This is a genomic window from Paenibacillus solanacearum (assembly GCF_910593845.1).
Lineage (GTDB): Bacteria > Bacillota > Bacilli > Paenibacillales > NBRC-103111 > Paenibacillus_G > Paenibacillus_G solanacearum.
The window spans coordinates 1-15765 of record NZ_CAJVAS010000013.1; the positions used below are offsets into that span (position 1 = coordinate 1).

Sequence of the window (15765 nt, forward strand, 5' to 3'; positions counted from 1 at the left end):
GTAGCCCAAAAAGCCGGTAAGAAGATTTCCGCTCTTATTCAGCGTCAACTCCAGCAGTGGATTGCCGCTTTGCCCAGTTACATCAAGGCTTGTTTGCCGATTTCATGCTGCGAAAGTTGAGTAACTAAGACAGGAATTGTCATAGTTGTCCTGTATAGTGTTTTGAATACAAGGAGGGATTTGCGATGGAAGCGGACGTTTGCCGATGCGGCTGGGTTAATACAGACCCATTATATATTGATTATCACGACAAGGAATGGGGAGTTCCGGTCCATGACGACATTCGGCTGTTCGAGATGCTGACGCTGGAAGGCGCTCAAGCGGGGCTCAGCTGGTATACCGTGTTGAAGAAGAGGGAGCATTACCGGAAAGCGTTCGACGGCTTCGATCCGCAGCAGGTGGCTGCCTATGACGAGGACAAAATCGCTGCGCTGCTGGCCGATCCGGGGCTCATCCGCAACCGGTTGAAAATTCGCGGGACCGTCACGAACGCGCAGGCGTTTCTTCGCGTGCAGGAGGAGTTCGGCAGCTTCGACCGGTACATCTGGAGCTTCGCTGGCGGTGCGCCGGTCCTGAACCGCTGGGAAAGCCTCAAGGAAGTGCCAGCCAGCACGCCGGAATCAGATGCGATGAGCAAAGCATTGAAGAAGCGCGGCTTCACGTTCGTTGGAACGACGATCTGCTATGCGTTCATGCAGGCGACAGGCATGGTCATGGATCATACGACAAGCTGCTTCCGTTATTTCGAAGTTCAAGAGACGCCTGCCGGTACAAAGTAACTTGGCTTGCGAGATCATGCCGGTTTCCTGTGCGGCCGCCTATTTTTACATAGACGGATGACCATCTCATGGGTAAATGCATATGTTACAAGTGACTTTATGGTAGTTATATCCAAGCAATGTTGCCATTGAAAGGTCATCATGTACAATGGGAGGACCGTCATGAAAAAGGTGAGCCGCCGTGGATCCGGCAGGAAGGATCGTCCGTTTAATAGTTCGTTAAATAATTCGTTAAATAGCAAGAGGCTGGGCGCATACATTAATGAGCTGAGCTGGTTGGATGAGAAACCGGACAAAGTCGAAATGGCAACGGAAAATGAAGTGGTGAAAGTTAGCAGGATTGCCATGGATGAGGTGAAGCAGGAAAGGTACGATGAGCCGATTGATCGTTTCGAAGAAGGAGCTATTCCCGCTTCGGCTATGAAGCAAATTACGGAGCGCAAGTCGTCCTCGACCTCCGTGCCGATTATTTATACGGACGATTTGGCGGATCAATCCGTCACGACCGAGAAAATCGCCAAATTTGCGGTGGATCAAGAAAAGATCAAGCGAGGCAGCATCATAAGGGATCACTTGGCCGACTATGCGGTGGACAGCGCCAAGCTGGCGGACCGCAGCGTGACGCATCAAAAGCTGGCGCACCGCTCCATTGCAGAGGTTCATCTGGCAAGCGGTTCCGTATCGACGGAAAAAATACAGGACCGGGCCATTACCGGCGACAAGCTGCTCGATAACAGCATCACCTCCGAGAAGCTGGCCGACAAAACGATCGACGCGATGAAGATCGCCGAACGGTCGATCCATTCGAAGCATCTGGCGGAAGATACGATTACGTCCGATTTGATCCAAAACCAGTCCATTACATCGGAGAAAATCCGCAGCGGCGCGATCCGCACGGTAAATCTCGCCAACTATGCGGTGAATACGGCCAAACTGGCCGATAGCGCGGTGACGACGGAAAAGCTGAGAAATGCGTCCATAACCGGCGACAAGCTTGCTGACGGTGAGATCACGTCGGCGAAGCTGGCCAGCCAATCGGTGACCGAGGATAAGCTCGCGCCTTGGAGCGTGACTTCAGATCATTTGAAATTAAAGTCGGTGCTTCAGGAGCACTTGACACCGGGCGTCGTCAGGGGAGTCAATATTGCGCCGAAGCAAATCGAATCGGCTCATTTGACCGAAGGGGCCGTGAATTCCGCTCATTTGAAGGAAGGCGCGGTAACGAGTGACAAGCTGACCAAAGGCTCGGTCCAAGGCGGCCATCTGCAGGAAGGTGCGGTAACGGGCAAGCATCTGCAGGAAGGGCTTATCCAAAATCGTCATTTGAGCGCGCGCTCCATCACGACCGATAAGCTGGCGGAAGGAAGTGTGGGCACGCCGCAGCTGTCGGACGCTTCTATTACGACCGATAAGATTGCAGAGCAAGGGGTAACGTCGCGAAAAATTGCCAGCCGCGCGGTGCAGCGGGAACATCTGGCGGCCGGATCGGTCGGAACGGGGCATATTTCCGAGAAAGCGATTCAATCTGCTCATCTGGCGCCCAAGTCGATAAGCCTTGAGCATATACAGGATCGCGCCGTCGCCTCGGAAAAGCTGGCAGACCGGTCGGTCACGTCGGAGAAGCTGTCGGGGGCCGCGGTACAGTCGCAGCACTTGCAGGAAGGCGCCGTGTTGACCGGTCACATCGCCAATCATAGCGTGACGGCCTCCAAGCTGTCGCCGGAGTCGGTGTCGACCGATAAAGTGAGCAATCTGTCCATTACTTCGTCAAAGCTTGCACAGGGCAGCGTGACATCGGAGAAGCTTGGCAAGGAGGCTGTTCAATCGGAGCATTTGTCTCCGGGCATTGTTCAGTCCGCACATTTGGTCAAAGCGTCGGTGAAAACATTGCATCTGGCCACAGGCTCCATCACCAACGACAAGCTCGCCGAAGGTGCCGTGACCGTGGAAAAACTGGCCGAAGGCTCCGTGACGTCGGCGCAGCTCGCTGCGGGCGCGGTTCGCAGCCAGCATTTGGCCGAGAAAGCAGTCGGCAGCGAGCAGTTGGCGGAAGGCGCGATCACGGCGTCGCATATTGCGCCCGGTGCGATCGATGGCAACGCGCTTGGCGCGCAGGCGGTAACTTCCGCGCATTTGGCGCCGGCGTCGGTCGGCACGGATGAGCTCGCGGCAGGTGCCGTAACGTCGGAGAAGCTGGCCCCGGGTGCGATAGAGGGAGATCAGCTGGCCGAGGGCGCGGTCACTTCGAGGAAGCTGGCGCGAGAGGCGGTAGGAACCGATCAGCTGGCCGAGGGCGCCGTGACGTCGGAGAAGCTGAGAGCCGGAGCGGTCGGCATGGATCAGCTGTCCGAAGGATCGGTAACGACGGAGAAACTGTTCTGGGGAGCCGTAGGAACCGAACAGCTGTCGGAAGGCGCTGTGACGACGGAGAAGCTGTCGGTAGGAGCCGTAGGAACGGAACAGCTGTCGGAAGGCGCGGTAACAGCGGAGAAGCTGTCGCTGGGAGCCGTGGGAACGCAGCAGCTGTCCGAAGGATCGGTAACGGCGGAGAAGCTGTCGGCCGGAGCCGTGGGAACGGAACAACTGTCCGAAGGCGCGGTAACGACAGGGAAACTGTCGACGGGCGCCGTGGGGACGGGACAGCTGTCCGAGGGTGCCGTAACGACGGAGAAGCTGTCGGAAGGCGCGGTAACGACGGAGAAACTGTCCGCCGGAGCCGTAGGAACGGAACAACTGTCCGAAGGCGCGGTAACAGCGGAGAAGCTGTCGCTGGGAGCCGTGGGAACGCAGCAGCTGTCGGAAGGCGCGGTAACGACGGAGAAGCTGTCGGCCGGAGCCGTAGGAACGCAGCAGCTGTCCGAAGGATCGGTAACGACGGAGAAGCTGTCGCCCGGCGCCGTAGGAACGCAGCAGCTGTCGGAAGGCGCGGTAACGGCGGAGAAACTGTCCGCGGGCGCCGTAGGAACGCAGCAGCTGTCCGAAGGGTCGGTAACGACGGAGAAGCTGTTCTGGGGAGCCGTAGGAACCGATCAGCTGTCCGAAGGCGCGGTGACGAAGGAGAAGCTGTTCTGGGGGGCCGTAGGAACGGAACAGCTGTCCGAGGGCGCAGTAACGGCGGGGAAGCTGTCGCCCGGAGCCGTGGGAACCGATCAACTGTCCGAAGGCGCGGTAACGGCGGAGAAACTTTCGTTTGGAGCTGTAGAGACCGATCAGTTGTCCGAAGGCGCGGTGACGACAGAGAAGCTGTCGTTTGGAGCTGTAGGAACGGATCAGCTGTCCGAAGGCGCGGTGACAACGGAGAAGCTGTCGTTTGGAGCCGTAGGGACCGATCAGCTGTCCGAAGGCGCGGTGACGAAGGAGAAGCTGTTCTGGGGGGCCGTAGGAGCGGAACAGCTGTCCGAAGGCGCGGTGACAACGGAGAAGCTGTCGTTTGGAGCTGTAGGAACGGAACAGCTGTCCGAAGGCGCGGTAACGACGGAGAAGCTGTCGACGGGAGCTGTAGGGACTGATCAGTTGTCCGAAGGGTCGGTAACGACGGAGAAGTTGTCGTTTGGAGCCGTAGGAACGGATCAACTGTCCGAAGGCGCGGTAACGGCGGAGAAACTGTCGTTTGGAGCTGTAGGGACCGATCAGCTGTCCGAAGGCGCGGTGACGACAGAGAAGCTGTCCGCGGGGGCCGTAGGAGGGGAACAGCTGTCCGAAGGCGCGGTAACGACGGAGAAGCTGTCGTTGGGAGCCGTAGGAACAGAACAGATGTCCGCAGGCGCGGTAACGACAGAAAAGCTGTCGACGGGCGCCGTGAGAACGGAGCAGCTGTCCGAAGGGTCGGTAACGACGGAGAAGCTGTCGCCGGGTGCTGTAGGAACCGATCAACTGTCCGAAGGCGCAGTGACGACGGAGAAGCTGTCGTCGGGTGCTGTAGGAACCGATCAGCTGTCCGAAGGTGCAGTAACGACGGAGAAGCTGTCGTTTGGAGCTGTAGGAACGGAACAACTGTCCGAAGGATCGGTAACAACGGAGAAGTTGTTCTGGGGTGCCGTAGGAACAGAACAGCTGTCCGAAGGCGCAGTAACGACAGGGAAGCTGTCCATAGGCGCCGTAGGAACGGAACAACTGTCCGAAGGCGCGGTAACAACGGAGAAGCTGTCGACGGGAGCTGTAGGAACGGATCAATTATCCGAAGGCGCGGTAACGACAGAGAAGTTGTCGTTTGGAGCCGTAGGAACCGATCAGCTATCCGAAGGCGCGGTGACAAAAGAGAAGCTGTTCTGGGGTGCCGTAGGAACGGAACAGCTATCGGAAGGCGCGGTGACAAAGGAGAAGCTGTTCTGGGGTGCCGTAGGAACAGAACAGCTGTCTGAAGGCGCAGTAACGGCGGAGAAGCTGTCGGCGGGATCCGTGTCCGGAGATCACCTCCAGGTGGATTCGATCGAGGGCATCCATTTGAAGCAGGAATCGCTCTCGGGCTATCATCTTATCCCCGGCACAGTATCCGTGCTTCATCTGGAGCCGATGCTTCAGACGCTGATCGGCGAGCTGTGCGCCGAGCGTGCAGCAGCGGTAGCCCCTCCTTGTTCCGAAGCTGAGTTTGCAAGCGAGGGAGCTGCGGACAGCGACTTTAATCTGGAAGACAGCGACGCGGACGAAGCCTATGTATTCGTATCGGCGCTTGCCGATATCGAGACAGAGCCGTCCCCGCTGCCGGAGCAGCAGCCGGCCGTGTCCGCGCAAACCGCGTTTGCGCCGCAGCAACTGTTCGGCCTTGAGCCGTTCCTGCTTCAGGAAGGGGAAGACACGATCAGCATCGCGCTGACGTTCAACCGTCCGTTTGCCGACAACGGCTACGCGCTGGTAGCGACGACGGATCATGCAGGCTGCTATGCCGTCGTGAGCGGCAAGGAGAGCGGTGCGGCAGAGATTCAGATCGTCCGCAGGGAAGGAAGCCGGCGCCGTGGCAAAGCCGCAGGCGCAGCCGAGTTGTCCGGAGTGGTCAACTGGATCGCCATCGGAACAGCGGAAGCCTAATCAGCGGTTCGAATTTCCGATGAAGCCCGCGAGAGCGCCGGATGGCGCGTTTCGCGGGCTTTTTGCTCGGTGCTGCGAGACGTATGGGCAGGAGCCAATTTTGGAAATTTCCCCGTATGCGTCTATCGGATTTCAACCGAAGCGGCATATGATAATACAGCGATTCCGCATGAACGCGGGCTGCGGGCTGCGCCCGGAATGCATCCAGGAATCGCCGATGGCTGAATCTGCGATATTTCATTGGAGCGCGAAGCCGCTGAGAGAGGAAATGGGCTCATGAGGATTGTTGTTATCGATAGCCAATCGCTGACAGGGCATATGATATGTCATTATTTAATGGAGCAAACCCGGCATGAGCTGTACTCGACTTGTTCCGCTTCCGGGCGCGGGCGCTCTCCGAACCGGTTGTTTCTTGACCCGCTGGACTCGCTGATGGTGGACAAATTGCTGCAATCGCTTCGCCCTGACGTTGTCGTCAACTGCTCGGGCATCGTATACGACGAAGCGCGTCAGCATGAGGTGGATGCTTACCGTGTGAACGGCTTGCTGCCGCATCAGCTCGCCGAGCTCGCAAGCGGGATCGGGTTCAAGCTGATTCACCTCAGTACGGATAGCGTGTTCGATGGGGAGCGCGGCTCGTACGAAGAACGTCACGTGCCGAACGGCAGCTCCGTTTATGGCAAGACGAAAGCGCTTGGGGAAGTGATTCGCCCCCCGGCGTTAACGGTGCGAGCCTCTTTGCTCGGTCCTGCGGCGGAAGGTCGGGAAGAAGGGCTGTTAAACTGGTTTTTGCATCGGAAAGGAACGGCGCGTGGATTTGTCAACGTACAGTGGAACGGCATCACGACGCTGGAACTCGCCAAGTTTATTGCTTATGCCATCGATAACGCTGCCGGTTTGGGCGGCGTCGTTCATCTGACGGCGTCGCACACGATCTCCAAGCATGAGCTGCTGCTGCTGCTGCAGGAAGCCTTCGACCAGAGAGAGATTTCGATCGAACCCGACGACTCGGTCGTACTGAAACGAACGCTCGCGTCGACCCGGGCGGATGTCCGCTACCCGGCCCGCTCCCACATGGACATGATTGCGGAGCTGCGGGGATGGATGGTCAACTATACAATGCAGGGGCGCTGATCCGGATCAGCGTCTTTTTGTGCCGCCGCCGATGGATCCGGCCGCGCTACCGGCGCAGGACATACGCCAATTTTGCTCGGCAAGGTTATTGGTCTATGTCTTGTCTAGGTGGTAGGGCATATCATTTAAGAAGTGGTTTAGTTTTGTGGTTGTCGATTTGACAAGCGCTTAGGCCATGTAGAAGTAAACATGCAGAAGGAAGGTGAGACCTGATGAAGGTCCGTAAAGCAATCATTCCGGCCGCAGGCCTCGGAACGCGATTTTTGCCGGCCACCAAAGCGATGCCCAAAGAAATGCTGCCTATTATCGATAAGCCGACGATCCAATTCATTGTGGAGGAAGCAGTCGAGTCAGGCATAGAGGATATTATTATCGTGACAGGCAAAGGGAAGCGAGCGATAGAGGATCATTTCGACGCCGCCTTCGAGCTCGAGTACCATTTGCTTCAAAAAGGAAAGCTGGAGCTTCACGAAAAGGTGCAGCGTCCGTCGCAAATGATCGATATTCACTATATTCGCCAAAAAGAGCCGAAAGGTCTCGGCCATGCCGTCTGGTGCGCAAGAAAGTTCATCAAGGATGAACCGTTCGCCGTGCTCCTCGGCGACACATTCCTGGACGCCAATCCGCCCTGCCTCAAGCAAATGATCGATTATTATGACCGATACAAGACGTCGATTATCGGCGTACAGCCTGTAGAACGGAGTCAGGTGTCCAGCTACGGCGTTGTCGACGCCCGCAGGCTGCAGGAGCGGCTATATGTCATCGACAGGCTGGTAGAGAAACCGAAGCCGCAGGAAGCGCCGTCCAACCTGGCGATGATCGGCAGATACATTTTGACCCCGGCGATCTTCGACATATTGGAGTACCAGGAAGCGGGCGTCGGCAAAGAGATTCAACTGACGGACGCCATCGCTACGCTGAACCTGCAGGAAGCCGTCTATGCTTGCGAAGTAAGCGGCACGTGGCATGACGTCGGCGACCATCTCGGCTATATTAAGGCGATGCTATCGATCGCGCTGCATCGCGAAGACTTGAGAGAGCCGGTAATCCGGTATTTGAAGCAAGCGCTGGAGCCCAGCCCCGCAGAAACCGCCAAGCTGCTTCGCAAGGAATCGTAAAAGCAAACGGGACGGAGCCTCAGCTGCTCCGTCCCGTTGCGTTTGTACCGCGATCGTGCAGCGTTACTGGCGTATAATCACAATATCGCGAGGCGGCGTGCCTGTATTGCGGATCCGGTTGATTTCGCTGTTGCTCAGGTTCCGCCCGACGAGAAGGAGCGATTCGGTCTTATCGTTGAAATCGCCGAGGCTTGCGACATTTTGCGTACCGCGAAAGACGCGGAAAGTTCCTTTGAAGTTATCGCGGGAGAACAGGACGAGCGTGACTTCATTTCGCGATACGGTGTTTCTCAGATGAAAGCTGGAGAGCATTTGGTCGAAGCGGATCGCCTGCATGTTAGTGATCGCCACGCCGCCGCGCCGGAACTGTACGCGCCGTCCCCCGAAGTCGTTGTCCTCAAAAATCGATAATCTTACGTCTCTATTAGCCAATAGAAGAAACCTCCTTTGTAATGATAGTACAGTCTATGCAGACCGCAGCGGAGCGCACTGGACGAGTAGCCTGCGGCATTCGCCAAAGTTGCGCGCGCCCGCAAACAACAACGGGACGAGGCAGTTTCCTGCTTCGTCCCGTTGTTGTTTCAGCCGCAAGCGTGCGGCATCGCGATGCGTTCGGTCCAGGGAGCTTACCGCTTCCCTGCCTTTTTCATGATGACCTCGTCGTAATACGCCTTTTGCTTCTCCAGCTGGCGCGCCAAGTTGAAGTCCGTCTCTACTTTTTTGCGGGCCTCCATGCCGTAGCGGTTCCATATCTCCGGGTGCCCGGCCAGCCAGATCATCGCTTTGGCCAGCTCGGCTCTCGACTTCTCGGGGACGAGCAGCCCGGACACTTTGTGCTTGACGAGCTCGGGGATGCCCGCATGCGTCGTAGAGATCACGGGCATGCCTGTAGCCATCGCCTCCTTGACGGTGTTCGGAATGCCCTCCTGGTTGCCTTCCTTGTCCGTGCAGCTCGGCGCGCAAAAAATATGCGATTGATAATATTTCTTTTGAATGTCGTGATAGCTGACCCACGGGATGATCTGCACGCTGCGTCCCAGTCTGTACAGGCGGATCAGCTTGCGGTATTCCGCCTCGCAGGGCCCTTGGCCGATCAGCGTCAGCTTGACATGCGGTATCTTTTTCTTGAGGGCGGCGAAGGCGTGAATCAGATCGTTGAACCCTTTCTTCTCCACGAATCGCCCGATTGCCAGAAACCGGATCTTTTTCCCGGGCTCCCACTGCCGGGGACGGTCCTGGAACCGGTCCAGATCGACGCCTCCGTACAGCACGCGCACCTTCTCCTCGGGGCAGCCCAGCTTGACGATCATTTTCTTCAAATGATGGCATACGGGGAAAAACAGATCCCCGGTTTGAAACAGCCGTCTCAGCTCCGCACGGCCTTGTTTTTTCTTCGGGTAGACGGTGGCGTCTTTCCCGCGAAAGCTGGCGAACAGCGGGATGCCGTATTTTTCCTTCAGGAACAAAAAATTCGGAGCGAGCGATCCATGATGAATATGGACGCCGGATATTTGGAGCTGCTTGAGCAGCCGGGGTTCCCGCTTAATGTCATCTAACGAAACGATCGGCGTCATCGAGGGCGCATCGGATACGTTCAGCAGCTTCATGCCGGCCGATTCCTGTGCAGGCGAAGCGACGGAGGCAAACGGGATTTCCGACTGCCTGGAGCGGGGCTCCTTGGTCAGCATGATACCTTTGTACCCGTCCACGCGGCAAATTTGCGCTGCCACATGACCGTCTTCCAAAGAATATTTGTGGTGCAGTATGACTGAACTCACAGGCTGTTCCTCCCAATCGTTTGGTTTGTCGGCCATGTCTACACTCGCCTCCTGAGACGGGACAGCGTATACCGCCGCCGCTTCGTATATTTTCTGTCGAGCGCGTGCAAGGTGGACGCATTCCACCGGTACAGCTTGGTTGCGGTACGCCGGATCTTCAGATGGCGGCGGTACGAGGGAAGAAACTTCCGCTTATGTCTGCGGTACACGGCGAGCGGAAGCTTCTGGCAGTATCCCCGGTAGTAGCGCGCCAGCCGGAGCCACATATCCCAATCCTGCGAATACCGGTAATTCGGATTGAACAGCCCGACTTTATCGAAGCAGCTGCGGTGGATGACGGCCGTCGACGTCCGGATCGTAAATTTTCGTTTGTAGAGATAATAACGGAATTTATTGAGTTTGGACGGCGTTCTGACCTTGCGGACGATTTTACGCTTTCGGTCGCCTTTGCGGTCGTAGTACCAGCTGTATAAAAACCGGCAGCTCGGATGTTTATCCAGAAACTGTTTGTTGCGCAGCAGCTTATTCGGGAGAAAGGCGTCATCCGAATCAAGAAAGGCGATATATGTTCCTTTCGCAAAACGAATGCCCGTATTTCTCGCCTCGGAAGGGCCGCTGTTTTTTTGGTAAACGTAACGGACGCGCGCGTCGTACGACTGGACGACCTTGGCCGTATTGTCCGTCGAACCGTCGTCTACCACGATGACCTCGAAGTCTTTGTAGGTTTGCTTCAGGACGCTTTCAATCGCTCTGCCGATATACTGGTCGCGGTTGTACGTCGGAATAATGACGCTGAACATCGGCGATTGGCGTTCCTTCGCCTCATGGGCGGCGATAATCCGGTCGAACAGCTGCTCCAGCTTGGCGATTTGGCCTTTCCGGTTGAACTCGGTTTCGACCTTGCTGCGCGCTTGGCGGCCGAGCTGCTGCCACGTTTCCGGATGCCTCAGTACCTGGATCAGCTTGGCGGCCAGTTTTTGCGAGTTGTTTTCCGCGACCAGATGCCCGCTGACCCCGTCTTCGATCAATTCGGGAATACCTGCGTGGAAGGTGGAGATGACGGGAAGACCGCAGGCCATCGCTTCTTTCAGCGCATTGGGAATGCCCTCCTGGTTTCCGGTGCGGTCTTTTTTGCTCGGAAGACAGAACAGATGCGCCTTCTCCAGCTGTACGGCAACCTCTTGATGCGGCAGAGCGCCGGTAAATACGATATGTTTTTCAAGACGCAGCGACCGGCTTAACTGCTGCAGCTTCGCTTTCATCCTTCCGTCACCGATCATAATAAGCCGGGCCTCAGGGAACTGGCGATGCACTTGCCGAAACGCTCTGATCAGAAGGTCGGGTCCTTTCTTTTCGACGAGCCGGCCCACGTAGACGATGTTCACCGGTCCCTCTTCCGGAAAAAACCTTTCCTTATATGCAAATTGCTCGACATCGATACCGCTGTAATACACTTCGATTTTGCCCTCGGGACAGCCGTGCTTAACCAATTCCTTCTTCATGGCCTGGCACGGAACAGTGAAGCAATCTCCCACTTTGAACAATCGCTGCAGCGACCTTCCGTGCTTCTTCATTAGATTGGAGCCCGGCGTGTCGTAGCCGTGGAACGAGGTGACGAGCGGCACCTTCCATTTTTGCTTGAACGGAATCATCCGTATGCCGGACGGCGCGAACCGGGCGTGAATGAGCGAGAATGAACGATGATGCAGCATCATATTCAATTTTGCGAATTTGGGGTCGACCAGCACATGGGTGTGCGGGAATCGCTGCGGGTTTACACGCTTTCGGCAAAAGACGTAAGGATCGTACTTCTTCATTTTCCGGATTTCTCCATAAATGAACGTCTCACTAATCGGTAAAAAGGTGGATCGTATAACAGCAATACGGTTCAACGAAGAGCCTCCCTTACCTATTGATGGTTTCTTTTATACTTATTCTCTTATGGGTAGCGATGTATAGACGGCTGTGGAGAAATCAGGGGGATTTATCAATAGGGGGCATTTGTCAGGAGGGGAGCTTTGCCCACACATTATATATGTACGTGAATACTGTGTTAGGGAAATCACTTCAAGCAATGGAGGCGAGGAAACTGGAGAAGCTATTACGGCAAGTGCAGAGTGAGTTCGGATTCCAAATCCGGTCATGGAACTTAGTCAAACATATTGCCGATTCCAGCCTGGTTGCTCGAATCATTGCAAAAGACGGCAAAAGCTATATGCTGAAAAGCCTGTTTATCCCGGCAGAGCGCCAGCGCTTTATAGTCGAATCCGAGCGGCGGCTGGCGCAGGAAGGAGTGAAGCTTGCGCGTCCGATCAGCACACTGAGCAAGCATCCGTTCATCCTTTATAACGAGACTCCCTACGTGCTGTACGAATGGATTAAAGGCAAGACCGGGCAGCTGCGCGACCGCAGCGATCTTGTCGCCTTGACGCAGGTGATGGCCCGGCTTCATAGACGGTCCGTCCGGGTCGTTTATCCGGACGACATCATGCCTTACGAGCACGTTCGCTGGGAGAAAGAGTACCGGGACCGGATCGACTCCTTGAAATCCTGGGCACAGTCTCACCAAACGCCGTCATCGCCGCAAGAAAGCATGATTCAGCGCTACCTTCCGTTTTTCGAACATGTGGCCGAAGTCGCGCTGGAACAGCTGCTGGCAAGCGATTACGACAACTACATGAACGGACAGGTTGCCGCCAAATGCTTGATCCACGGCGACTTCCACCAGAAAAATCTCATCAAGCACAAGGGCCAGTGGGTTCTGATCGACTTCGAAGATGTGCGCTACGATTTTCCTTCGAAAGATTTGCTGCGCCTGTACAGCATGTATACCCGCTTCCATCCGTTCGATACGAAGACGTTCAACAGCATGATGGAAACGTATTTCCGCCATCATCCGCTGCCTGCGGGGGCGAAGCGCCTGATGCTCACCGACTTCCTGTTCCCGCATATCGTCGAACGAACGCTGCGCAAGCAGGTGTATGCATCTATGAAAACGGAAATGCTGAAGCACTGGTTAAAGCAAGAGAAACGCAAGGCCATGTACGTATCGCTTATTTTGTCTCACAAACAGTGGCATTAAGCCAGGGGGGTGATTCCTTTGAAAAAAATCGCTTTTGTCCGCACCCGGTATTTGCCTTCGTCCGAAACGTTCATTTACGAAGAACTGAAAAATATTAAACGATTCAAGGCCATCGTCTTCGCGCGAAAAAGAATGAACTTGAAGCGGTTCCCGTTTCCGAGAATCAAACGTCTGCCCCGCAGCGCCAAGAGACTGGCTCGCACCTTCCGGAGGAAGCGGATCCGTCTCATTCACGCCCGGTTCGGTCCTGCCGGTGTTCGCATGATGAAGGTCAAGCGCCGCCTTCGCATTCCGATGATCACTTCGTTTCACGGCTTCGACCTGCCGGCCAAGATCAAACGCAGAAGCAAGTATTACCGCAAGCTGAGAAGGCTGTTCAAGGTCGGCGACAAGTTTACGGTTCCATCGAGGCAGATGAAGCGTCAGCTGCGCAGATACGGATGCCCGAAGCACAAGATCAAAATTATGTACAGCGGCATTAACGTCAAAAAATTCCGTTACATCAAGCGCCATGCTACGACCCAGAAGGTGACGATCATCTCGGTAGGCCGGCTGCACAAGAAGAAAGGCTTCCGTTATTTAATCCGCGCATTCAAAAAAGTACACGCCAAAGCGCCGTCAAGCCGGCTGATCATCGTCGGGAACGGTGTGGAACGCAAAAATCTGAAGCGGCTCATCTCCAAGCTGAAGCTGAAAAAATCGGTCCGCCTGAAAGGCTTTGTTCCTCACAAACGGCTGGTGCGGCTGCTGAAGAAAGCGGACATATTCTGCCTGCCGTCGGTGACGACCAAAGACGGGAACCACGAGGGCATTCCGAACGCCATTAAAGAGGCGATGGCAACAGGCCTTCCGATCGTCGCTACGCGCCACGGCGGCATTCCGGAGCTGGTCAAGAATGGCCGGGAAGGGTTTCTCGTACCGGAAAAAAATGTACGCAGGCTAGCGAAAAAATTGAAGCATTTGGTCAAAAATCCTTCGTCACGGCTGAAGATGGGAAGAAGAGGGCGCAGGAAAGTGGCAAAGCGGTTCAATTCCGGAAAGCAAGTCAGAAGACTGGAGTCCATTTACCGTCATTTAATTAAGAAGGGACGAAAATAATCATGGATCAAGCCGAAGGGCAGGCTAGAGCTCGGATTTCGCGAAAAAAATCGGGTAAAAAAAAGCCTTTGGTGACCGTCGTCATTCCGACTTACAACCGCGCCAAGTTCATTAAGCGGGGGATCAAGAGCATCCTGCGCCAAACGACCGGCCGCTGGCGGCTGCTTATTCTGGATGACGGTTCCACCGACAAAACGGCCAAGGTCGTCAAGCCGTTCCTGAAGGATCCCCGTATCCGTTACGTACGGCGCAAAAAAAACCGGGGCGTCTCCGCTACGCTCAAGCGCGCCTTGTCGATGGTCAAGACGAAATACTTTTCGCAGCTGGATGCGGACGACTGGTATGAGTCCCGGACGCTGGCGACCTGTCTGAAGAAGATGAGGAAGTCGAGCCGCAAAGTCGCGGTCGTCTACGGAAACGAAAAAGTATGGAAATTAAAGAAAGGCAAGCTGAGGTACAAGGGCACGAAGGTCAAACGCCAAATTCGCGGCAAATACGACTTCATCACGTTCCATCCGATGATTTATCCGCGCTTCTACCGGACCAAGGCGCTCCGCAGCGTAGGCGGCTGGTCTACGAAGGTGCCGCAGGGCGGCCGCTTCGCCGAAGACAGGCAAATTCTGCTCAAGCTGGCGGGACGGTACAAATTCAAGGCGACGCACAAGGCGCTGTATAACCGGCTGCGGCATAAGGACAACAATTCGCGGATTCAAAACCGCAAGAAATATGCCAAGGTGACGAGATACTTGTACAAAACCGCATTAAAGCGCTGGGGCAACCGGTATAAAGCGAAGTTTGTCTGGAAGAAAGGCCGGCTGAAGGTGGGACGCATCGTCAGAAGACGTTAACAAACCAACGGAAGGGCGGGAATGAGCGATGGGCAGAGACGAGCGCAACTGGTTGTCGACGCTTGAGGTCATTGAGGAGATCGAGAAGGCTGTGGAGCAGAAAAAGCCGCTCTCCGTCGTCCGTGTCGGCGACGGGGAGAATCTCTGCCTAGCCCAGTATAAGGTCTGGCCGATTCGCAAAATTCTGGCGACCCGCTGGGCCAGGTTATCGCGCAGCACGAACTGGAAGGGGGTTCGCCTTCCGAACATCGAGCTGCGCGACAGCTTGATCAAGTCGATCAAGAAGGCGGACATTGTCGGCATTCCTCACAAGCATGATAAGGAAATATTGGCGGAGCAGCAGCAATATTTGCGTCCGCTGACGGATGCCTGCTTCGAACGGTTCGAGATCGAACCGGCGAAGCTGTGTCATACGTTCATCAATCGTCACATGGTCGAGTTCGTGGAGTTCTGGGAAATGCTTCGGGGCAAACGCGTCGCCGTCGTTTCCCGCTGGGCCCATCAATTCAAACGGCTCGTCGGGAAAAAATACGGCGATTTCGAGATTGAGATCGTCCGAACGATCCGGATCGACCGCTATGGGGAAATACCGGCCGTGCTCCAAAAGATGAAATCGGTGGATTGCGATATTGTCTTCGTCTCCGCCGGCGTCAACGCCGTCATCCTGGCGCAAAAACTGGCGGAGAAGCAGGGAAGGGTTGCCGTCGACTTCGGCAAATCCGCTATATTCATGATCAGCGGCAACCCGAAAGTCCGGGCATGGAATCCGAAGCGAGACGGCGTCAAACGGGCGCCGGAGAAGGCTCCGGCAGAAGCGCAAATATCGGCGGAGCGGCCGGAGGAAACCGATAGCCCGGATACCCTTCGTCCATCTTCTGATTGAGTGCGGCCGGATACGACGCT

Annotated in this window: 11 protein-coding genes; 8 read left to right on the forward strand and 3 right to left on the reverse strand. The window is 55.8% G+C overall.

The window, feature by feature from the left end:
- Positions 1 to 185: 185 nt before the first annotated feature.
- From KXG62_RS15730 to galU, 4 genes are all read left to right on the forward strand, one after another.
- Complete coding sequence (locus KXG62_RS15730; protein ID WP_218092947.1) at positions 186 to 779, forward strand: DNA-3-methyladenine glycosylase I; 594 nt, start codon at positions 186 to 188, stop codon at positions 777 to 779.
- Between the two features lie 276 nt (positions 780 to 1055).
- A complete protein-coding gene (locus KXG62_RS15735) occupies positions 1056 to 5804 on the forward strand; it encodes a WIAG-tail domain (protein WP_218092948.1) in 4749 nt (1582 codons plus the stop codon).
- A gap of 276 nt (positions 5805 to 6080) precedes the next feature.
- Entirely contained in the window at positions 6081 to 6938 is an 858-nt protein-coding gene (locus KXG62_RS15740; protein ID WP_218092949.1) for a sugar nucleotide-binding protein, read from the forward strand.
- 212 nt (positions 6939 to 7150) lie between these two features.
- Positions 7151 to 8056 (forward strand): UTP--glucose-1-phosphate uridylyltransferase GalU, encoded by a 906-nt coding sequence (galU, locus tag KXG62_RS15745; protein ID WP_281426826.1) that lies wholly within the window; start codon positions 7151 to 7153, stop codon positions 8054 to 8056.
- Positions 8057 to 8119: 63 nt separating this feature from the next.
- Here galU and KXG62_RS15750 read toward each other — a convergent pair whose 3' ends face one another.
- From KXG62_RS15750 to KXG62_RS15760, 3 genes are all read right to left on the reverse strand, one after another.
- Positions 8120 to 8488 carry a hypothetical protein gene (locus KXG62_RS15750; RefSeq protein ID WP_218092950.1) on the reverse strand — a complete coding sequence of 123 codons (369 nt, stop codon included), beginning with the start codon at positions 8486 to 8488 and terminating at the stop codon, positions 8120 to 8122.
- A 194-nt stretch (positions 8489 to 8682) separates the two neighbouring features.
- Positions 8683 to 9870, reverse strand: a complete 1188-nt coding sequence (locus KXG62_RS15755) for a glycosyltransferase (protein ID WP_218092951.1) — start codon at positions 9868 to 9870, stop codon at positions 8683 to 8685.
- Between the two features lie 2 nt (positions 9871 to 9872).
- Positions 9873 to 11651, reverse strand: coding sequence for a glycosyltransferase (locus KXG62_RS15760; RefSeq protein ID WP_218092952.1), 1779 nt, complete (start codon positions 11649 to 11651; stop codon positions 9873 to 9875).
- Positions 11652 to 11908: 257 nt separating this feature from the next.
- On the opposite strand from KXG62_RS15760, the gene KXG62_RS15765 reads away from it, so the two are divergent.
- Genes KXG62_RS15765 through KXG62_RS15780 form a run of 4 tightly spaced genes read left to right on the forward strand, consistent with a single transcriptional unit; the run spans position 11909 to position 15745 of the window.
- The gene (locus tag KXG62_RS15765) at positions 11909 to 12916 is read left to right on the forward strand and encodes a phosphotransferase (RefSeq protein ID WP_218092953.1); all 1008 of its coding nucleotides are present in this window, start codon (positions 11909 to 11911) and stop codon (positions 12914 to 12916) included.
- A gap of 18 nt (positions 12917 to 12934) precedes the next feature.
- Positions 12935 to 14014, forward strand: a complete 1080-nt coding sequence (locus tag KXG62_RS15770) for a glycosyltransferase (RefSeq protein ID WP_218092954.1) — start codon at positions 12935 to 12937, stop codon at positions 14012 to 14014.
- A gap of 2 nt (positions 14015 to 14016) precedes the next feature.
- Positions 14017 to 14862 carry a glycosyltransferase family 2 protein gene (locus tag KXG62_RS15775; RefSeq protein WP_218092955.1) on the forward strand — a complete coding sequence of 282 codons (846 nt, stop codon included), beginning with the start codon at positions 14017 to 14019 and terminating at the stop codon, positions 14860 to 14862.
- A 28-nt stretch (positions 14863 to 14890) separates the two neighbouring features.
- Positions 14891 to 15745: a GT-D fold domain-containing protein gene (locus KXG62_RS15780; RefSeq protein ID WP_218092956.1), complete on the forward strand. Its 855-nt coding sequence runs from the start codon at positions 14891 to 14893 to the stop codon at positions 15743 to 15745.
- The last annotated feature ends 20 nt before the right edge of the window (positions 15746 to 15765 follow it).